Here is a 21,125-nt window from a genome sequence, read left to right as displayed (position 1 = left end):
GATATAGTGCAAACTGCTGAGCAAAGGGTGCGGAATTATATTAAGGAAAACAGAATAAGGGGAACACGGCTTTTACAAAAAATGGTCCAGGAGCCCAGTACGAGGGGAGAAGAAAGCGGTGCGCAGGCAGTAATCATTGAGAAATGCCGGGAACTTGGACTTGAAATGGATATTTGGGAAATCGGGAGTGACGGACTGGTGGATCACCCTGCGTTTTGTTCTGACCGCAAAGACTTCAGAGGAAATCCAAATGCGGTAGGAATCATGAGGGGAACAGGCGGGGGCAAGTCTATGATTCTGAATGGCCATATTGATGTTGTTCCCGCAGGAGACCCGAAGGATTGGGATAGGGACCCATTCAGCGGACATATTGAATGCGGCAAACTTTATGGCAGGGGTTCAACGGATATGAAGGGCGGGAATGCTTCTCTTTTGATGGCGATAGAGGCAATAAAGAATTCAGGAATCAGGTTAAAAGGAAATGTCATTTTCCAGAGTGTGATTGAAGAAGAAAGCGGTGGGGCCGGGTCACTTGCCGCTGTCCTCAGGGGCTATAAGGCTGATGCAGCAATTATTCCAGAACCGACGAATATGAAGCTCTTTCCGAAGCAGCAGGGTTCTATGTGGTTCAGGATATCGGTAAAAGGAAAAGGGGCCCATGGTGGTACAAGATATGAAGGAGTCAATGCGATTGAAAAGGCTATTCTGGTTATTGATAGACTCAGGCATCTTGAAAGGGAGAGAAATGAAAGAATAACAGATCCGTTTTTCAGGAGTATACCGATCCCAATTCCTATCAATATCGGAAAAATCCAGGCTGGTGACTGGCCATCCTCCGTTCCTGACCTGGCGATTATAGAGGGCAGGATGGGAGTTGCTCCAAATGAAACGCAGGAGGAGGCAAAACGTGAAATGGCTGAAGCTCTCTCAAATCTCTGCAATATTGACCCATGGCTGAAAGTATACAAGCCTGAGCTGCAATGGTTCGGAGCAAGCTGGCTGCCAGGCGATCTAGATCCTGATCATCAATTGATCAAGGTGCTTTCCGAAAGTTACAAAGATGTAAAGGGAAAAGAGCCATTAATTGAAGCATCCCCCTGGGCTACGGATGGAGGCATCCTCTCAAAAGTCGGCGGGATACCAGTTGTAGTGTTCGGCCCAGGCGTTACGGAAACGGCTCATCAGGCAAACGAATACATCAGGCTTGAAGACGTGTTTGAAGCCGCTGAAATCATTGCCTTGACATTGCTGGAGTGGTGCGAAGTCAGCGAATAAGATTGCCTGGATGCACAAGTATGCTGGTTACAAAGCCATTATATACATTTGAAAGTATTATAGAAACCTGATGGAGAGCTTTCTGAGAAATGTCAAACACAGAGTAAGCTGCTTGAAGATAATAAAGATATGGGGGGAATCAAAAAGTGGGAGATATAAAGATTAAAACAGCCATTCCAGGGCCAAGGGCAAAGGCACTGCTAGAGAGAAAAGAGAAGAGTGTGCCTGTTGGCCCATTTAACACGATAAAGACTTTTGCTGAAAGAGGCGAGGGTGCGTTATTGACTGATGTCGACGGAAACACGTTCATCGATTTTGCGGGGGCAATTGGCACGCTTAATGTCGGGCATTGTCCGCCTGAGGTCGTTACTGCCCTCCATCAACAAATCGAACGATATCTACACCCTTGCTTCCATGTAATGATGTATGAACCATATATTGAACTGGCAGAAGAGTTGAACAGAATCACTCCGGGGAATCACGAGAAAAAGACTTTTTTCCTAAGCAGCGGTGCTGAAGCTGTTGAGAACGCTATTAAAATAGCCAGGAAATTTTCTGGAAGAAAAGGGATCATCTCTTTTGAACGGGCTTTTCACGGAAGAACTTATATGGCAATGTCGCTTACAAGCAAGGTAAAACCATACAAATATCAATTTGGTCCTTTTGCTGCAGAAACTTATAAGTGGCCATATCCGGTATATTCACAAGAAAAAAGCATGACGCCAAATGAACTCGACGCTTATATTCTAAAGAAATTTGAAACCTTCTTCCTTAGCGAGGTGCCGGCTACGGAAATTGCCGCTGTCATCATGGAACCGATACAGGGTGAAGGCGGCTTCAACATACCATCAAAGACTTTTGTTCAGGGTGTGAAAAGAATCTGCGAACAGTATGGAATCCTGTTCATTGCCGACGAAATTCAGACTGGTTTTGGCAGGACAGGGAAGATGTTTGCAATGGAGCATTACGGAGTGGTTCCTGATTTAATGACAATGTCAAAATCCATTGCAGCAGGGCTGCCAATCAGCGCGGTCACTGGAAGGGCAGAAGTCATGGATTCCGCGGGCATTGGCGAAATTGGCGGAACATATGGCGGAAGTCCTCTCGGTTGTGTTGCTGCCATAGAAGTCGTTAAAATGATAGAAGAACAGAACCTTCTTGAAAGGGCAAATCAGTTCGGAGATAAGTTTCAGGAGAGGTTTGGAAGCTTGGCAAAAAGCTTCCCGGTGATTGGAGATATCCGCTCTTTGGGGGCTATGTGTGCGATGGAATTTTTCGATGGGAACGGACATCCGAATGGACAGATTGTAAAAGAAATACTCGAGAAAGCACATCAGCGCGGTTTGATTCTAATGAGTGCCGGTCTTTACGGAAACGTCATCAGGCTCTTGGCTCCACTTGTCATAACAGACGGGCAAGTTGAGGAAGGCTTTGATGTCCTTGAATCAGTGATTGTTGAGTGCTGCGGGCATCAGGAGGGGAAGTGATGAAACAAAATCTGTGGATCAATGGGATAATTGTCGAAACCAAAAGTTACCGACCGCTATCAAACCCTTTTACTGGTGAAAAAATAGCAGAAGTGGCAGAAGCGAGCAAGGAAGACGTAAAGAGAGCGATTGAATCAGCCGCAGAAGCAGCAAGGGTAATGGCGGAAATGGATGCGCATAAACGTGCCGACATTCTTCGGAAGGTTGCTGATTATATCCAGGAAGAGCGTGAAGAATGTGCAAGGCTAATTTCTGAGGAATCCTCCAAACCATTGAAGGCTGCCCGTGCAGAAGTCGACCGCACTGTAATGACCTATACCTTTGCCTCAGAAGAAGCAAGAAGGATTCATGGGGAAACCATTCCCATGGATGCGGCACCCGGGGGAGAAGGGCGGGTTGCCTACACCGTAAGGGAGCCGCTCGGCGTCATCGCGGCAATCACACCGTTCAATTTTCCGATGAACCTTGTCGCACATAAGGTCGGACCAGCGATAGCAGCAGGAAATACAATAGTCCTTAAGCCTGCAAGCCAGACACCGCTCTCAGCCTATAAAATTGCTTCTTATTTTCATAAGGCTGGATTACCGGCAGGCGCACTGAATGTTGTGACTGGCAGTGGAAAAAGTGTTGGTGATGTCCTGATTGATGACGAACGGGTGAAAAAAGTGACCTTTACGGGGAGTCCAGAAGTCGGAAAGTATATCCGCGAGAATGCCGGATTAAAGAGGGTTACATTAGAACTTGGTTCCAATTCGGCACTGATTGTGGATGAAGGAACGGACCTGAGTAAAGTAATGCCAAGGATTGTGATGGGGGCTTTTTCAAATCAGGGACAGGTTTGCATTTCGATCCAGCGGATTTATGTCCATGAAAGAATTGCCGATGAATTTGTTTCGCTGTTAGTTGAAGAATCCGGCCAGCTGAGAGTCGGAGATCCGCTGGATGAAGAAACAGATGTGGCGGCAATGATCAGTGCTGGGGATGTAAACCGAGCAAAATCATGGATTCATGATGCAGTGGAAAATGGAGCTGAACTAGTCTTTGGCGGTGAAAGTGAACATCAAGTTTTAAAGCCTACCGTGCTCCTCAATGTTAGATCGACTGACAAAGTTTCCTGTGAAGAACTCTTTGCACCTGTCGTCCATATCAATACCTTCAATGATTTCGATGAAGCAATCGATCGAGTCAATGAATCAAAATTTGGGCTTCAGGCTGGTGTCTATACGAAAGATCTTCAAAAAGCATTCAAGGCCGCCAGAAGGCTTCATGTCGGGGGCGTGATGATCAATGACATTCCTACCTTCCGCGTCGACCATATGCCGTATGGCGGTGTCAAACAAAGCGGAACCGGGCGGGAAGGAATAAAATACGCTATTGAAGAAATGACTGAACTGAAGCTCGTGGCATTCAAACTGGATTAACTCAAAGCCTGGCCAAAAGCCAGGCTTTTCATTCTAGTGATATTTACAGAGAATGGGGGAAATAAAATGCACTTAGGGAAAACAATCATTTTATCAGATAAAAAGTTCAAGATGACTGTTTATATTGACAAACAAAATAAACGGGTGCGTATTGAAGATTATTTAGGCAGCTTAAGCGATGTTTTGGATCGGGCTGAACAACTGGCAGAGAGTGAAAAAGCTGACAAATTGATTGTTAAGGGAAGAAGAGAGCATTTTACCCGGCTGCTTGAATATGGGTACAGTTTTGAAGCGGCTATTGACGGGTTTTTTCTGGGATCTGACTGTGTGTTTTTTTCTAAGTTTTTTAGCCAGGAGAGAAAGGCATCGCCACACTGGATACAAGAGGATGGAATTATTAAAAGTGTTTATCGTTTGGCAGAGCCTGTCCAGAATATCACTCCTCCGGTTGACTATGTAATGAAGAGAATGCAGGAATCCGATGCTGATGGCTTATCGCATCTATACAAAGAAGTTTTTCAAATTTATCCAACCCCGCTGAATGATCCAGAATATATTGTCAAGACAATGAGAGAAGGAACGATTTATTACGGATTTGTTCATAATGGCCAAATAGTAAGTGCAGCTTCTGCAGAAGTGGATCTTTTCTATAAAAATGCGGAAATGACTGATTGTGCAACTTTAAAGGAGCACAGGAAGCATGGATTAATGAAGGTTCTCCTTGCCCGTCTCGAGGCTGAACTGATTGACAATGGCATCTTTTGTTCCTATTCCATTGCCAGGTCATTATCATTCGGTATGAATGCGGCATTGTATCAATTGGGCTACGCCTATCGTGGCAGGCTGGTGAACAATGTATATATATATGATAAAATTGAAAACATGAATGTTTGGGTTAAGGATTTGGCAGAAACGCCAAAATTTGGGCAATAGGGGACAGTTTTTCGGCACGCTGTCATATACTTAATATGGGAGTGTGATGGGATTGAATTCAGTATCCAATGTTACGGAAGAAATCTTGAGCGCCATATTGAAATGCATAGATGAAGCTATCCATGTCGTTAATACTGATGGCATCACCATATTCTACAATGAAGTGGCTGCAAGGCATGATGGACTGAAAATCAATGAAGTTGTTGGGAAGCCGCTCTTGAGTGTGTTCCCATCACTCAACGATCAGTCCAGTACATTGTTGAAGGTAATTCAAACAAGGAAGCCGATTTATAACGAAACCCAATCTTTCGTTAACTTGCATGGTAAAAAGATTGACACAATTAATACGACCCTGCCTATATTCGTCCAGGGGCAATTGATAGGTGCAGTGGAAATCGCTAAAGATTATTCGCGGATCAAGCAGCTTTCTGAACGTCTTGTAGAAATTCAAAAAGGCCTGCAGCTTCGGAATGGAAAGCTGGTTAAACAGCAGGCAGGCTATACGTTCAGTGATCTGCTGACAACTAATCACCATTTTAGATTGGTGAAAAAAAAGGCGGAAAAACTGGCGAAATCAAATTCCCCCATTCTGGTTTATGGAGAAAGCGGGACAGGAAAGGAGCTCTTTGTCCAATCCATCCATAATTCATCAGAACGGGCTGCGGGTCCGTTTATCGCCCAAAACTGTGCCGCTATACCAGAAAATCTTCTTGAGGGTATTCTTTTCGGAACATCAAAGGGCAGCTATACAGGGGCTGTCGACAGGCCGGGTCTTTTCGAGCTGGCAAACGGAGGGACGCTTTTCCTTGATGAGCTTAATTCGATGCCCTTCGACCTGCAGGCTAAATTGCTCCGGGTACTAGAGGATGGTGCAGTACGAAGAGTAGGAAGCACGAGTGTTACTTCAGTGAATGTGAGAGTAATTTCTGCGATGAACGTCTACCCCGGGAAAGCCATGGAAGAAAACCAGCTGCGGACAGATCTCTTTTACCGGCTGAATGTTTTGACGTTCGAATTGATCCCTCTGAGGCAGAGGAAGGAAGATATTCTTTATTTGACCGATATTTTCATAAATCAGTACAATCATGCACTGATGAAGCGGATAAAAGGGCTTGATGAAGCGGTAAAGGGTGTTTTTCTTGCACATCAATGGCCCGGAAACGTCAGAGAACTTAAGCATACAATTGAGTACATGATGAATGTTTGTGAAGGTGAAGTTCTGACTCCTCAGGACCTGCCAATGATGCTGAAAAATATTGAGGCAAAGCCTGTCAATAAAACGGCTTCCTTAGTATTGAGAGAAAATCTGAAAGAGCTTGAAGTACAGTTGATCAATGATGCGCTTGAAGCCTCGGGGGGGAATATTCAGCAGGCAGCAGTCCTGCTAGATGTACCAAGACAGACACTTCAATATAAAATGAAGAAACTGAACATCCAGCTATAATCTGCCGAATTTTGAGCAGGTTTTTTCTTTTACCGGGATTGATAAATCGTTTGTAAAGCCCTAAACCCCAGGTATTTATTGATTTCAGAATAATTTGTCAATATTGGCATGATACTTGCATTGTATATAGCTACAAAAACAGCTGGGGGGAATTAGGATGAAACAAACTTTATATAAGCCTTCAAGGCATTGGAAAGATATTGAACTCTGGAAAGATGTCACAGAAGAACAATGGAATGACTGGCTCTGGCAGCTTACTAATACAATCAGGACTCTAGACGATTTGAAAAAGGTTATCAATCTTACTCCAGATGAAGAAGAGGGTGTAAGAATCTCTACGAAAACAATCCCGCTGAATATCACACCATATTATGCTTCATTAATGAATCCGGATGATCCTCGCTGTCCGGTAAGGATGCAGTCAGTTCCAATCTCTAAAGAAATTCACAAAACTAAATATGATCTTGAAGATCCATTGCACGAGGATGAGGATTCACCTGTTCCAGGTTTGACACATCGGTATCCAGACAGGGTGTTGTTTCTCGTCACTAATCAATGCTCTATGTACTGCCGATACTGTACCCGACGCAGATTTTCCGGACAAATTGGCATGGGAGTTGCAAAAAAACAGCTCGATGCAGCAATCAACTATATCAGTAATACACCGGAAGTCCGTGATGTGCTGATTTCCGGCGGAGATGGCCTGTTAATCAATGACAACATCTTAGAGTATATTTTAAAAAACCTGCGAGAAATCGACCATGTTGAAATCATCCGCATCGGTACCCGTGCACCTGTCGTATTTCCGCAGCGGATTACAGAGAATCTTTGTAACATCCTCAAAAAATACCATCCAATCTGGCTGAATACACACTTCAATACATCGATCGAAATTACCGAGGATTCAAAGCGGGCATGTGAAATGCTTGCCAATGCAGGTGTCCCGGTTGGAAATCAATCGGTCATCCTTGCTGGCATTAATGACAGTGTCGCCATCATGAAAAAGCTGATGCATGACCTTGTGAAAATCCGTGTTCGTCCTTACTATATCTACCAGTGTGACCTGTCAGAAGGCATTGGGCATTTCCGCGCCCCTGTGACGAAGGGCCTTGAAATCATTGAGGGCTTGAGAGGGCATACATCCGGCTATGCCGTCCCTACATTTGTAGTCGACGCACCCGGGGGAGGCGGAAAAATTTCGTTACAGCCAAATTACCTGATTTCCCAGAGTCCGGAAAAGGTTGTCCTTCGGAATTTTGAAGGCGTGATCACTTCCTATCCTGAGCCAGAAAACTATGTTCCTGGCAAAGCTGAAGGATATTTTAAACAAGTATATCCTGACTATGAAAAGAAAAAATCTAATACTGGAATTGCAGCAATCATGAATGACAGTGAATTCAACTTGATTCCAGAGGGCCTTGGCAGGATTGACCGAAGGGAGAAGTATGAGGAAGACCCTTCACATGCATCGCTTAAGGATAAGCGTGAAAAACGTGATGAGCTGAAGGAAAAGAAATACATGGCCCAGCAGAAAAAAACAACTCAAGCCCCGGATATCCAGGAGACAATCCCGACAGCAGAGGGGGTTGAATGATGCCAAAATGTGAGTGGTGCAGCAGTGAAAATACCAAAAACATAACTGACAAAGTTTATTGGGAACTGCCGGACGGTACACATGCAATTCAAATAAATGAAACTCCTGCAGTCCATTGTCTTGATTGTGACATTACCTACCAGACCGAGTTGATCACAAAAGAAATCGAAGACCAGCTATTTTTAATTGATACAAAAAAACTTGCCAGGGTAGTCACCTTTGAAGAATTGATGGCCCAGCCAAGATTGCTGAAGCGGAATTACTTTGATTTTTCTTCATGAATTTTAGTTGTGACTTAAATAACATGAATCATAATGGCGTTCACAAAAGTTTCACACTTCCTTTTTAGCAAGATACTCCCTTCTCTTTATAATAGAGTGGGGAGTATTTATATTGGAAGTGGGGAGATTTCATGTATATCGCCTTGTCAATTATGCTGATGGCGGCAATGCTGGTATTGTTCTTATGCGGATACTATGTTCGGATGATCAAAGAGAAATACGGGATGAATTGGCTTCACGCTGTTCCGATCACGGTAGCAATCTTGATGGTCAATATTATATGGGCATTGCTGGAGATGGCGAAATCATCCAGATGGCAATGAAGTTATGCACCCTTATACATAGCAGGAAGCTGTATAAGGGTGCTAAAGTCACAAAATGCAACCTTATAAGTAGGAAAAAGCCGTATAAGGACGTAAATAGCAACCAATCGCTCATACCTTCGAGGAGCTTATTTCTTGTCGTTTATGTGGACGCGCAGGCAACTTTTCCGTTATAGTATGGACAAACGAATACTAACTATAGGCAGGCGTTCATATATGTATAAAAGTTTTTACCACTTTTTGATGAAATACAGGACCACAAAACCAAATGATCCAATCAGCAGGTTCGCAAACTCTGCATATGATGACCTTTCTTTCCCTAAAAACTCGGAAGATTATGATGAAATTAGCAGCTATCTGGAAATGAACGGTCAATATCCGGAAAGCATGACTGTCTTCGATGAAGCATGGGAGGAATATTTGATAAGTGAAAGCTGAAAAGGCTGCTGCGGTCAACCGCAGGGCTTTTTTTGTTTTAATAAAATAACAAATGCACTTATCGAACCTTCATCTAGGCGTGGCGATTTTCTGAATAATGCATATACTGTGGTAATCACAATTCACGACTCATCGTTGAGAGGATGGAGGAAATGGAAAAACGGAAGAAACCTAAGTTTAACATCGGTGATACAGTCGTGATCACTATTTATGGCACAGTGGGGAAAGTGACAGATATAAAGTGGCTTGACGGCCTTCATGTATACGAGATAAATAAGAGCGAGGGCTTATACTTGGAAACAAGTTTAAAGATGCTCTCTGAATATGATGGGAAGCTGCTGGAAAAGGAGCAAATTGACATCGAGTATAAATATTTCTTTGGTGATTTAGTACAGGTAAAAGGATATGGTTCCGATCTTTTTAAGGTTGTCGGTTTCAGGACCGAAATCTGGCGATATAAAGAAGATGCCTGGGAGGATGTCATTTACGAACTTTCGAGGATCAAAGATGGAGAATGGCTTGAAGCTGGAGAAGAAGAATTGACCCTTGTGGCGGACTCTGAAAGTGCCGATACTTTTATCCAAAAGCTTGGACTTTTATTTTCTGCTAATAAAGAAATAAAGTCTTCAGTCAATGTTGATAAAAAATCGAATCATCCGCGAGCAGGCGAAAAGGAAGAGTTGCGTAAAATTAACCAGAGAAGGATGACGATCGATAATTTGCTTGATATTTACAATGACTACCGAATATTGTATAAGTGGTTCAATGACGATGAATATGCCCATGTAATGCGTGTTATCATCCGAAAACTTTCATTACTTGTTAACAATGATGGAAAAAGCCATGTCTAAAACCTGCCTGTAAACTCCAGCAGCACATACACAAGAAAAGGAATTCCAGCCACTTGAAAAACCTTAAATAAAGAATTCACGAATTTGCCAAAAAACTCTACAATTACACTGTCTTCGTTATTAACGTCTGCTACAAACTTTTCAGCAAGTATCCCTAATCTCTCCATATAAATCCACTCCAATTTTTGATTTATTCCATTCTATGCTTGTCCAAAGGGGTTAGAACGATTTTTCCTAAAATTCTAGATGCTTGGCATGAAAATAGCGCATCTGACATACATTTGGAATAAAAGGGGGGCGAATCTGTGAAAGAGATTGAGGTTATAATCGATACAGAGGAGATTGCTGAATTTTTCTTTCATGAACTTGTTAAAAGGGGATACGTTCCCACCGTGGAAGAACTTGAAGAGATGGCGGATATTACATTTGAATATCTGATTGAAAAATGCATCATTGATGAGGAAGAAGAACTGGATTAGGTTAGATACACTAAATAAAGGCGGATTCTGATGAATCAGCCTTTTTTATGTTTTCGACCTTCCAGCTCCATTTGGGCTTATAGAATCAATCTATATAACTCTTTCAAGCTTTGAGCTCGATTTGGGCTTATAGAATTTTTCTATGTGCCCTTTTTCAAGCTTTGAGCTCGATTTGGGCTTATAGAATTTTTCTATGTGCCTTTTTTCAAGCTTTGAGCTCGATGTGGGTTTATAGAATCTTTCTATGTGCCCTTTTTCAGGCTTTGAGCTCGATTTGGGCTTATAGAATTTTTCTATGTGCCCTTTATCAAGCTTTGAGCTCGATTTGGGCTTATAGAATTTTTCTATGTGCCCTTTATCAAGCTTTGAGCTCGATTTGGGCTTATAGAATCTTTCTATGTGCCCTTTTTCAAGCTTTGAGCTCGATTTGGGCTTATAGAATCTTTCTATGTGCCCTTTTTCAAGCTTTGATCTCGATTTGGGTTTATAGAATCTTCCTATGTGCCCTTTTTCAAGCTTTGAGCTCGATTTGGGCTTATAGAATCTTTCTATGTGCCCTTTTTCAAGCTTTGAGCTCGATGTGGGTTTATAGAATCTTTCTATGTGCCCTTTTTCAAGCTTTGAGCTCGATTTGGGTTTATAGAATTATTCTATGTGCCCTTTTTCAAGCTTTGAGCTCGATTTGGGCTTATAGAATTATTCTATGTGCCCTTTTTCAAGCTTTGAGCTTGATGTGTGCTTATAGAATTTTTCTATGTGCCCTTTTTCAAGCTTTGAACTCGATTTAGGTTTATAGAATTTTTCTATGTGCCCTTTTTGAAGATTTGATTTTCATTTGGGCTTAGAATCTTGCAGGGCTGTCAACAAAGATTTAATCAGCAAGCGATACTTAAAAAAATATTTTTATGAGTGAAACCATGCTAACTTTCGTTCGTATACATAAGCGTGGAATAAATTTGTGAATAATGGGAGGCAATATGAATGTCATTCTTTAACAAGGTTTTTGCCAGTGTCGGAATCGGTGCAGCTAAAGTCGATACGAAGCTTGAAAAGGATCGAGTAATGCCAGGAGAAGAAGTTCGCGGAGTTGTGGAAATTCGCGGAGGGAACACCGAACAGAAGATTGATGACATCTATTTAAGTTTACATACAACTTATATAAAAGAAAGTGATGACAGAAAGTATACAGCCACAGCGCAGATTGATCGCTTCAGGCTTACACAGTCATTCATCATCCAGGAAAATGAAACAAAGGAGATTCCATTCTCATTCAGACTTCCATTGGAAATGCCTTTAACATTGGGTCGAACGAAGGTTTGGGTATCTACAGGACTTGATATTAAAAATGCAATCGATCCTGGGGATAAAGACTATTTGATGGTTGTGCCAAACCAGTTGATGCAAGGAGTATTTAACGCTGTCAGCGACTTGGGATTCCGGCTGAGGGAAGCCGATTGCGAGCAAGCTCCAAGACATCTACGCCGGAATTTGCCTTTTATCCAGGAGTTTGAATTCGTGCCTTCATCTGGTCCGTTTAGAGGGCGTTTGGATGAATTGGAGTTGGTGTTCTATCCGAACAGCGAAAACGAAGTGGAAATATTGATGCAAGTTGACCGCAGGGCGAGAGGGATTGGAGGATTCTTGTCAGAGGCAATGGGGATGGATGAAACGTATGTGAGAATGAATATCCATGCTTCTGACCTGCCTTCGCTGCAGCACACACTACAAAACGCCATTGGCCGCTATTGTTAATATAGGTTGAGACGATGAAGCAAGCTGCTTCATCGTCATTTTTTTACCCTTGTTTTTTTCTGCCTGTAGCTGAAAATTCTTTTCCGTGTGCCTCTTGTTCGGCAGCAATCGCTTCAGGCGGAATATGGTTGTTTTTCTTAGGTGAATTTATCCGGTTCCGATGTTTTTTACCCATAAAAGTCAATCTCCTTTATATCGTTTTGAGTTATCCTGTAACCGAGAATTTTTTGTTTCAGCTTCGGTAAAGCTATTCTTAGCTTGCCCGTTAACAAAATTGTCATGAAACTGAAGATTTTCCTGCTTAACTATATTGTGGTATAGTTTTGAGGTAGCAACCTATAGGATGGAGGATATTAAATGAGTGTACATATTGGTGCTAAAGAAAATGAAATCGCAGAAACGGTATTGCTCCCTGGGGATCCGTTAAGAGCAAAATATATTGCTGAAACATTTCTTGAGGATGCAAAGTTATATAACGAAGTCAGGAATATGTTTGGCTACACAGGAACATATAAAGGAAAAAGAGTTTCTGTTCAGGGTACAGGCATGGGCGTACCGTCCATTTCCATTTATATCAATGAATTGATGAATAGCTATAATGTCCAGAACCTTATTCGTGTAGGCACATGCGGCGCTATCCAAAAGGATGTCAAAGTCCGTGACGTGATCCTGGCAATGAGCTCTTCTACTGACTCTCAAATGAACCGACTTACATTCGGCGGAGTGGACTATGCGGCAACGGCAAACTTTGATTTATTGTACAAAGCATACAATACAGGCCTTGAAAAAGGTTTAAACCTTAAAGTAGGAAATGTATTCACTGCTGATCAGTTTTACAATGACAATGCCGATATGGAAAAATGGGCACAGTATCAAATCCTTGCGGTTGAAATGGAAACTACAGCGCTGTATACACTGGCTGCCAAATACAATCGTAAAGCACTTTCAATCCTTACTGTCAGCGACCATATCCTGACTGGTGAAGAGACTACAGCTGAAGAACGCCAAACAACCTTCAATGACATGATTGAAGTAGCGCTCGAAGCGGCAATCAAAGAGTAAGAATTTGAAAACCCTTTCCTTGGATGGAGAGGGTTTTATTAATTTGAATTTTTGCTATGGCCTTTCAGAAGTAAAGGTTTCAAGTCGGATAAAATTTTCTGTGATCCTGGCAACCACAATACATATCAAAGTTTTAAAAAAGTGAATGATAGAATGAATCATAGAAGGAGTTTGCAATTTTTAAAAACAGGTATAATGATTACCAAGGATAATGGTAAAAAAGGCCATTCGAATGTTTGCCCAAAAATGATAGAATGGTGTTATTGCCTTAAAATGTTTAAGAATGGTGGACAAAATGAAAAAAATATTACCGATAATTGCACTGCCGTTATTATTGACGGGTTGTGGCCCTATTGAGCCTTATATTGAAAAAATCCCCTATTTGGGAGAAAGACTAATTGGACAAGATGGGCAGGGTGAGCAGCCAGCAGATGTGAAAGAAACCGAAGAAAACATGGAAAGTACCCCTCCTAAAGGGGACAAGCCAGGAGAAGAGGAATTGACCCTTGAAGCGGCATATTTTAATGTGATCCAGAATGCCGATGGAAAGAATGTAATCCAGAATCCCCAAAACAATTTGGCGCTAGTCAATAAGGTGTTTGGATTGCCAGGAAATTATATCCCGGGTGACTTGGTTAGACCGAATGTTCCATTCTCATTTGGAGACGCAAAGTTAGAAAAAAGCCTAATGAGGAAAGAGGCTGCAGAAGCACTGGAAAAAATGTTCGCAGGCGCAAGGAATGACGGAATTGAACTTGCTGCTGTTTCAGGTTACCGTTCTTATGGCCGTCAGGAGACATTGTTCAATGCAGAAGTCAAAAAGGCAGGGGAGGAAAAGGCTCTTCAAGCTGTTGCAAGACCAGGCAGCAGTGAACATCAGACCGGCTTGACGATGGATATCTCAAGCAAGACGAACAATTTTAACCTAAATGAACAGTTCGGTTCTACTAAGGAAGGGGTATGGTTAGTCCACAACGCCCATAAATATGGTTTTATCCTCAGGTACCCAAAGGGGAAAGAGGGGCTTACAGGCTATATGTATGAACCGTGGCATTTCCGATATGTAGGCATCAAAGCAGCAACAGAAATATACGAAAATAAGTGGACACTGGAAGAATACTTTGAGAACGTGAAGAAAATTTAGAGAGGAGCCTGGCCGCCATGCCAGGCTTTTTGTTTAAAAAATGTCATAACTATAACAGACGTTGCTCTATCAATCGTGATATTTTTATCAGTAGTATCCATAACAAGGGAAAAAAATAAAAAAAACAAAAACTTTTATGTTGCATAATATACTATACAGGGGTATAGTAATTAATGTAGATGGAATTAAAAATATCGGTCGAAACGGGGTGTTATTGTGAAAGAGCAAATGACTGTCGATATAACGGGGATGACTTGTGCCTCATGCTCTACGAGGATCGAAAAAGTCCTGAATAAAATGGATGGTGTAGAGGCAACTGTTAACCTGGCGATGGAAAATGCCTCAGTGAACTATGATGCAGAAAAAATCAAACCTGACGATATATTTAACAAGATAAATGATCTGGGGTATGGTGTCAGAAACGACAAAATGGATCTGGATGTATTCGGGATGACCTGTGCTGCCTGTTCAACGAGGATTGAAAAGGTACTTAATAAAATGGATGGAATGGTTTCAGCTACCGTTAATCTGGCAACTGAATCCGCGTCTGTTGAGTTTAACAGCGCCGTCCTGCCGGTAGATAAAATCATTTCTAAAATTCAGGATCTTGGCTATGATGCTAAGGAAAAAGTCCAGCGGGAAGCTAAAGCACAGCAAAAAGAAGAGGAAATCAATGCAAAAAAGAGAAAGTTGTTCATTTCGATTCTATTATCACTTCCACTTCTATACACCATGATTGGGCACGCACCTTGGGACACGGGCTTGCCAATGCCTCATCTGTTGATGAACCCTTGGTTCCAGCTTTTATTGGCAACTCCAGTACAATTTTGGATTGGCGGTCAGTTTTATGTAGGTGCATATAAATCGCTCAAGAACAAAAGTGCAAATATGGATGTCCTCGTTGCTCTTGGGACATCTGCTGCATATTTCTACAGTCTGGCAGAAGCGATCAAAACAATCGGGAATCCTGGTTATATGCCACATTTGTATTTTGAAACCAGCGCTGTACTGATCACATTGATTCTTGTGGGAAAGCTGTTCGAGGCTCTAGCTAAAGGGCGGACAACAGAAGCGATTTCCAAGCTTTTAAGCCTTCAGGCAAAGGAAGCAACGGTCATCAGGAATGGCGAGGAAATTAAAATCCCGATTGAGGATGTTAAGGTGAATGATACGATCATCGTAAAGCCTGGCGAGAAGATTCCTGTAGATGGAAAGGTTTTATCAGGACAGTCAGCTGTCGATGAAGCAATGATTACAGGAGAATCCATTCCGGTTGAAAAATCAGAAGGCGACTCTTTAATCGGTGCCACCATCAATAAAAATGGAACTTTGACCATGACTGCAACCAAGGTAGGAAAAGATACAGCGTTAGCAGGTATAATCAAAGTAGTTGAGGATGCGCAGGGAAGCAAGGCACCAATCCAGCGTGTAGCTGACCAGATTTCTGGTATTTTTGTACCGATAGTAGTTGCAATTGCGATTGTAACATTCCTTGTCTGGTACTTCTTGATTACTCCTGGAGACTTTGCATCATCTCTAGAAACTGCCATAGCTGTACTCGTAATTGCTTGTCCTTGTGCACTTGGACTTGCGACACCAACCTCCATCATGGTCGGAACGGGGAAAGGTGCAGAAAATGGAATTCTTTTTAAAGGTGGAGAACACTTAGAAGCCACTCATAAAATCGATGCTATTGTTCTTGATAAAACGGGTACAATTACTAAAGGGAAACCAAGCGTCACCGATCTCGAGGTTTTCGGAGACGAGGAAAAGGTCCTTAAGTATTTGGTTACTGCCGAGAAATCTTCAGAACACCCGCTTGCAGAGGCGATAGTGGAATATGGCACCGCTAATAAAATTGATATTCTTCCAATGGATGAGTTCTCAGCGATACCGGGTCACGGGATTGCAGCAGTCATTAATGGGGAAAAGGTATATGTCGGAACAAGAAAGCTAATGGATCGAGAAGGAATCGTATACAACAAATATGATGAAATGCTGGAAAAATTAGAGACAGAAGGCAAGACAGCCATGTTAATTGCCATCAATAATCAAGTGAATGGTATCGTTGCGGTCGCTGATACAGTGAAAGAAACTGCAAAAACAGCGATTGAAGATCTAAAATCCATGGGCATCGAAGTATATATGCTAACCGGTGACAATAAGAGAACGGCTAAAGCGATTGCTGCTCAGGTTGGCGTTGAGCATGTAATAGCAGAAGTGCTGCCGGAAGAAAAAGCAAATCATGTAAAAGAACTTCAGCTTAAAGGTAAAAAAGTCGCAATGGTGGGCGATGGTATAAATGATGCGCCAGCACTTGCCGTTGCTGATATAGGGATTGCCATCGGAACAGGGACAGATGTGGCGATTGAGGCTGCAGATGTCACTATTCTAGGCGGTGAATTGACATTGATTCCTAAAGCCATCTCATTGAGTAAAAAAACGATGCAAAACATACGCCAAAACCTGTTCTGGGCTCTCGCATACAATTCGGCGGGTATCCCAATCGCTGCACTGGGCCTTCTTGCTCCATGGGTGGCTGGTGCTGCAATGGCGTTCAGTTCAGTTTCTGTAGTGACTAATTCCCTTCGTTTGAAGCGGATTAAGTTATAAATTTAAAAAAAGAGAGGGAGATTCAAAATGGAAAAAGCAACCTTAAATGTATCAGGTATGACTTGCGGACACTGCGAAAAGGCAGTCAAGAACGCTTTAATGGGAGTAGATGGTGTTGCAAGCGTAGTGGTTTCACTTGCAGAGGGAACTGCTGAAGTGGAATACGATGCTTCAAAGGCAGAAGTGGGCAAAATGAAATCTGCTGTTGAAGACCAGGGTTATGATGTAGAATAGAACAAAAGGCAGCGGTTTGTTAACCGCTGCCTTTTTTGTGCACCTATTTTTCTGTTAATTTCAAAGTAAAAATGTTATTCTAAACATTAAGGATTTTAAGCTTGATTGGAAAGTGGTGAAAGGGTTGGATCAGCAAAGTACAAATGAAGAAAACAAGGAAGAACTAGAGGGCCAAAATAAGGCAGCAGAAACAGAGAACAAAAATAGTTTTCTTCGGATAAAAAAGTTCCACTTTGCAATGCTTTTGTTTTTTCTTGTCTTTTTAACTGCAGGTATCACTACCTTTGCGCTTGCTTTCGGTGAAGACAAGCCAGCAGTGCAAGTCATAAGAGAAAGAGAAGAATTCGCAAAGCTATATGACGCATATGACACCTTGAAAAAAGAATACTACCAGGAAATCGACCAGGAAAAGATCATTAACGGTGCGATAGATGGAATGCTTGAATCATTGGATGATCCGTATTCGGATTACATGAGCCAGGAAGATGCGAAGAATTTTCATCAGAGTCTGTCATCTTCATTTGAAGGAATTGGAGCCGAAATCCAGGAGAGGGATGGTTTCATTTTTATCGTCACTCCGCTGAAAGGTTCTCCTGCAGAAAAAGCAGGACTCCAGCCAGAAGATAAAATCATGTCAGTTGACGGCAAAAGTCTGCAAGGTATGAATACGACCGAAGCAGTAGCTCTTATTAGAGGTGAAAAAGGGACCGACGTAAAGTTGTCCATCCTTCGCCAGGGGGCCGAAAAACCGGTCGATGTTACAATAACACGCGACACGATACCAATTGAGACAGTATATGGTGAGATGCTTGATGATGGGATTGCCAAAGTCCAAATTACGAATTTCTCCCAAAATACTGCTACTGAGTTAGTGAATGTTTTAAATGATCTGCAAAAGCAAGGGATGAAAGGTCTTGTACTCGATCTTCGTCAAAATCCCGGAGGTCTTCTCGATCAGGCAATCAAAATATCAAGTCTCTTTGTTCCAGAAGGGGAAATCCTGTTCCAGGTTGAAGACCGTAATGGAAATGTCAAAAAGTATGCTTCAGAAAATAAAAATGATCAAAACCTTCCTTTAGTAGTGGTCATTGATAAAGGCAGTGCGAGTGCTTCGGAAATCCTGGCAGGAGCAGTCAGTGAATCGGCAGGTGTCCCTCTGGTCGGTGAAAAGTCATTCGGTAAAGGAACTGTCCAGCGGGCTGAAGATTTTTCAGATGGATCGAATATGAAATTCACCACAGAAAAATGGCTGACACCTAAAGGGAATTGGATTCATAAGAAAGGCATTAAGCCGAATCATGAGGTTGCGATGCCGGAGTATGCTTCATTGCCATTTATCGATCCAGAAACAGAACTGACTGTATCGACAGCATCAGAGCAAGTCAAGGCTGCTCAAAAGATGTTGAAGGCGCTGGGCTTTGAGCCGGGCCGTGAAGACGGTTTTTATGATGATAAAACGAAGGATGCAGTCATCCAATTCCAGAAATCGAAGGAACTTGAACAAACTGGTGTCCTTAAAGGAAGCACAACGATAGAACTAATGAATGCACTGCGTGAACAAATTAAGAAAGAAGATCCGCAAGTCCAGAAAGCGATAGAAGTATTGAAACAGGAAATGACCAAGTAACACACTACAAAAAAATGCAGTAAATTAGGAATCTCCAGCTTTTGCTGGAGATTTTCCGTATTACATAATAAAAGATAGGCGGATGTGGAAAATGAAAAAAGCAGAGGTTTACATTTTATCCGGATTCCTGGGTACAGGAAAAACGACATTGCTAAAACGAATATTACAAAATGAAAAAGTTAAGGGAAGAAATATTGCTGTCATGATGAATGAGCTAGGCGATGTATCGATTGATTCTAATTCAGTGGATTCAGATGTCCCATTGAAAGAGTTATTAGGTGGCTGCATTTGCTGTACAATCCAGGATAAGCTCGAATCCCAGATACAGGGACTGCTATTTGATCATGATCTTGATGCAATCTATATAGAAACAACCGGAGCCGCGCACCCTGTTGAAGTATTGGATGCTGTACTCTCTCCATTATTTGCGGACAAACTCGTGATCAAAGGAATCATCACTACTGTAGACGGACAGCAATGGATGAACAGGCAGTCTTTGAACCCGCAAGTCCACCAGCTTCTGCTCGAACAAGTGAAGCATGCTGACATTATCATCGTGAATAAATCAGATTTGCTCACTGAATCTGAACAGGCAGCAATCAGCATGAATCTCCAGGGTATCAATCCCACAGCCAGATGTATTCTAAGTTCTTTTTCAAAGATGCCAATGAAGTTGATGGAAGGGCTAGCTTATAAGAAAAAGGCTGATAGTGCCGTCGCACACGTCAAATCGGATTTAAGGCTGAGTACTTTCGTATATCGCTTTCAGTCTGCGATAAGCCAAAAGACATTTGAAGAGTTTTTAAGATCGTTGCCGGATACTATTTTTAGGATAAAAGGGTATGTTTTATTTGACCATTCTCCATATCCTGACTTATTCCAATATTCATATGGCATGCCATTGTTCATGAAAGAATACTTGAAGATGCCGCTGAACCTGGTTTTCATCGGCCAAGTGACTGATTGGACAAACATAGAGGAACAACTCATGGATCTGGAAAGATAATAATTCCGTATTCAAAGATAGGGCCAGGGTGAAAAAGGCATATTTTTGTTTGAAAGAGTGCAGATTATATTAGGTCCTAGCTTTATTACCCAGCAACATTACGATGGAGGGAAAGCATCCCTATTGCCATAGAAGAAGCATTCAACTTTCCCAGCTTTGCTGGGTTTTTTGTTTGCAATTATTTTCCTGAATAGTCTAACGTGATAATGCAAAAACTTTCATGTAGCATATTAACCTGTATGTGACCTTTATTGAATCCTTCAAAAGAGATGATTACATATGTACAAAATAAAAATTCTAATAATGACATTAATTTTTTTAGCATTTACATGTGTAAGCACGGATGCTAAGACAGTATCTGACAAAATTAATATGCCGCAATGGGAAGAGGTTAATGAAATTTTGCCCCGATACAGTAAATTTACTGTGATGGATTTGGAAACAGGCCTTAAATTCCGGGTTCAAAGGCGAGCTGGCAGCAACCATGCGGATGTCCAGCCTCTAACCTCAAAGGATACTGCAGTCATGAAGAAGATTTACAACGGCAAGTGGAGCTGGAAGCGCAGAGCGATTATCGTCATCTCAGAAGATGGGAAAATCGCAGCCTCTATGCATGGTATGCCCCATGGAGGCGGTGCTTTGAAAAATAACTTTCCTGGCCATTTTTGCATCCATTTTTACGGCAGCACCACTCACCGTACCAATTTTATGGATTTATCGCACAAACTAATGATTCTCAAATCAGCAGGAAAGCTTGAGAAATATCTGGAACAAACTGATCCATATGACCTGGTTAATGCCTATATAGCAGGAATAAAACAGCAGGACTCCTACATCATTTCTTTCATTTCACTTCAAGAGCTTGAATGGAGCAAGCTGCTTCCAGAAATTGAAAATATCAGCATTAGCCGGATGGAAGTACTGCCAGCAGAAGATGTTGGGGATCAGTTGTCTCTATCTGTACCTGTTGAAATTAACTTGCAGATAAAGGGTAAGGGCGGAGTGAGATTTAATGGAGAAATCATGCTAGTCCGCTTTATGGCAAATGAACAGTGGAAGGTGGATTCAATCAGATTTCTGAAGGATAATAATCTCATGATTATAAATTGAAAAGCTTGAGAGGCATTCTCAAGCTTTTACTTGTTCTTTATGCGCCAGAGA

Annotated in this window: 21 protein-coding genes; 19 read left to right on the top strand and 2 right to left on the bottom strand. The window is 42.0% G+C overall.

Features of this window, described 5'->3' with window-relative positions; genetic code table 11:
- The first annotated feature begins 6 nt into the window (after positions 1–6).
- From B5X77_RS18715 to B5X77_RS18670, 10 genes are all read left to right on the top strand, one after another.
- Entirely contained in the window at positions 7–1,275 is a 1,269-nt protein-coding gene (locus B5X77_RS18715) for a peptidase (protein WP_257391857.1), read from the top strand.
- A gap of 146 nt (positions 1,276–1,421) precedes the next feature.
- Positions 1,422–2,762, top strand: coding sequence for a 4-aminobutyrate--2-oxoglutarate transaminase (gabT, locus tag B5X77_RS18710; protein WP_079509443.1), 1,341 nt, complete (start codon positions 1,422–1,424; stop codon positions 2,760–2,762).
- Positions 2,762–4,183: an aldehyde dehydrogenase family protein gene (locus B5X77_RS18705; RefSeq protein ID WP_079509442.1), complete on the top strand. Its 1,422-nt coding sequence runs from the start codon at positions 2,762–2,764 to the stop codon at positions 4,181–4,183. Before gabT ends, B5X77_RS18705 begins: the two co-directional genes overlap by 1 nt.
- Before the next feature lie 66 nt (positions 4,184–4,249).
- Positions 4,250–5,116 carry a putative beta-lysine N-acetyltransferase gene (gene ablB / locus B5X77_RS18700; protein ID WP_079509441.1) on the top strand — a complete coding sequence of 289 codons (867 nt, stop codon included), beginning with the start codon at positions 4,250–4,252 and terminating at the stop codon, positions 5,114–5,116.
- Positions 5,117–5,162: 46 nt separating this feature from the next.
- The gene (locus tag B5X77_RS18695) at positions 5,163–6,560 is read left to right on the top strand and encodes a sigma-54 interaction domain-containing protein (protein ID WP_079509440.1); all 1,398 of its coding nucleotides are present in this window, start codon (positions 5,163–5,165) and stop codon (positions 6,558–6,560) included.
- Positions 6,561–6,717: 157 nt separating this feature from the next.
- Positions 6,718–8,154 carry a lysine 2,3-aminomutase gene (gene ablA / locus B5X77_RS18690; RefSeq protein ID WP_079509439.1) on the top strand — a complete coding sequence of 479 codons (1,437 nt, stop codon included), beginning with the start codon at positions 6,718–6,720 and terminating at the stop codon, positions 8,152–8,154.
- Complete coding sequence (locus B5X77_RS18685; RefSeq protein ID WP_079509438.1) at positions 8,151–8,435, top strand: YokU family protein; 285 nt, start codon at positions 8,151–8,153, stop codon at positions 8,433–8,435. Before ablA ends, B5X77_RS18685 begins: the two co-directional genes overlap by 4 nt.
- A 131-nt stretch (positions 8,436–8,566) precedes the next feature.
- Positions 8,567–8,758, top strand: coding sequence for a hypothetical protein (locus B5X77_RS18680; RefSeq protein ID WP_079509437.1), 192 nt, complete (start codon positions 8,567–8,569; stop codon positions 8,756–8,758).
- A 216-nt stretch (positions 8,759–8,974) separates the two neighbouring features.
- Complete coding sequence (locus tag B5X77_RS18675) at positions 8,975–9,196, top strand: YozE family protein (RefSeq protein ID WP_079509436.1); 222 nt, start codon at positions 8,975–8,977, stop codon at positions 9,194–9,196.
- A 152-nt stretch (positions 9,197–9,348) separates the two neighbouring features.
- Complete coding sequence (locus B5X77_RS18670) at positions 9,349–10,047, top strand: hypothetical protein (RefSeq protein ID WP_079509435.1); 699 nt, start codon at positions 9,349–9,351, stop codon at positions 10,045–10,047.
- Here B5X77_RS18670 and B5X77_RS23490 read toward each other — a convergent pair.
- Positions 10,044–10,214, bottom strand: a complete 171-nt coding sequence (locus tag B5X77_RS23490; RefSeq protein ID WP_176167374.1) for a hypothetical protein — start codon at positions 10,212–10,214, stop codon at positions 10,044–10,046. The genes B5X77_RS18670 and B5X77_RS23490 overlap by 4 nt on opposite strands.
- Before the next feature lie 138 nt (positions 10,215–10,352).
- Here B5X77_RS23490 and B5X77_RS18665 point away from each other — a divergent pair, with 138 nt between their 5' ends.
- Complete coding sequence (locus B5X77_RS18665; RefSeq protein WP_079509434.1) at positions 10,353–10,526, top strand: YozD family protein; 174 nt, start codon at positions 10,353–10,355, stop codon at positions 10,524–10,526.
- Positions 10,527–11,507: 981 nt separating this feature from the next.
- Complete coding sequence (locus tag B5X77_RS18660; RefSeq protein ID WP_079509433.1) at positions 11,508–12,278, top strand: sporulation protein; 771 nt, start codon at positions 11,508–11,510, stop codon at positions 12,276–12,278.
- 43 nt (positions 12,279–12,321) lie between these two features.
- On the opposite strand, the gene B5X77_RS23855 is transcribed toward B5X77_RS18660, so the two are convergent.
- Positions 12,322–12,453: a hypothetical protein gene (locus B5X77_RS23855; RefSeq protein ID WP_257391856.1), complete on the bottom strand. Its 132-nt coding sequence runs from the start codon at positions 12,451–12,453 to the stop codon at positions 12,322–12,324.
- 182 nt (positions 12,454–12,635) lie between these two features.
- Here B5X77_RS23855 and deoD point away from each other — a divergent pair, with 182 nt between their 5' ends.
- From deoD to B5X77_RS18625, 7 genes are all read left to right on the top strand, one after another.
- On the top strand, positions 12,636–13,340 hold the full coding sequence (gene deoD, locus B5X77_RS18655) for a purine-nucleoside phosphorylase (protein WP_079509432.1): 705 nt from the start codon (positions 12,636–12,638) through the stop codon (positions 13,338–13,340).
- A 295-nt stretch (positions 13,341–13,635) separates the two neighbouring features.
- Complete coding sequence (locus B5X77_RS18650) at positions 13,636–14,484, top strand: M15 family metallopeptidase (RefSeq protein ID WP_079509431.1); 849 nt, start codon at positions 13,636–13,638, stop codon at positions 14,482–14,484.
- 228 nt (positions 14,485–14,712) lie between these two features.
- Positions 14,713–17,097, top strand: a complete 2,385-nt coding sequence (locus B5X77_RS18645; protein WP_176167420.1) for a heavy metal translocating P-type ATPase — start codon at positions 14,713–14,715, stop codon at positions 17,095–17,097.
- A 27-nt stretch (positions 17,098–17,124) separates the two neighbouring features.
- On the top strand, positions 17,125–17,331 hold the full coding sequence (gene copZ, locus B5X77_RS18640) for a copper chaperone CopZ (RefSeq protein ID WP_079509429.1): 207 nt from the start codon (positions 17,125–17,127) through the stop codon (positions 17,329–17,331).
- Between the two features lie 124 nt (positions 17,332–17,455).
- Entirely contained in the window at positions 17,456–18,958 is a 1,503-nt protein-coding gene (locus B5X77_RS18635) for a lmo1851 family serine protease (protein WP_079509428.1), read from the top strand.
- 91 nt (positions 18,959–19,049) lie between these two features.
- Positions 19,050–19,964 (top strand): CobW family GTP-binding protein, encoded by a 915-nt coding sequence (locus B5X77_RS18630; RefSeq protein ID WP_079509427.1) that lies wholly within the window; start codon positions 19,050–19,052, stop codon positions 19,962–19,964.
- A gap of 279 nt (positions 19,965–20,243) precedes the next feature.
- Positions 20,244–21,074 (top strand): hypothetical protein, encoded by an 831-nt coding sequence (locus tag B5X77_RS18625; RefSeq protein WP_079509426.1) that lies wholly within the window; start codon positions 20,244–20,246, stop codon positions 21,072–21,074.
- Positions 21,075–21,125 lie beyond the last annotated feature (51 nt).

Source organism: Mesobacillus jeotgali (assembly GCF_900166585.1).
GTDB lineage: Bacteria > Bacillota > Bacilli > Bacillales > Cytobacillaceae > Mesobacillus > Mesobacillus jeotgali_A.
The sequence above is the reverse complement of the archived record's forward strand: the minus strand, read 5'-3'. Positions and strand labels throughout refer to the sequence as shown.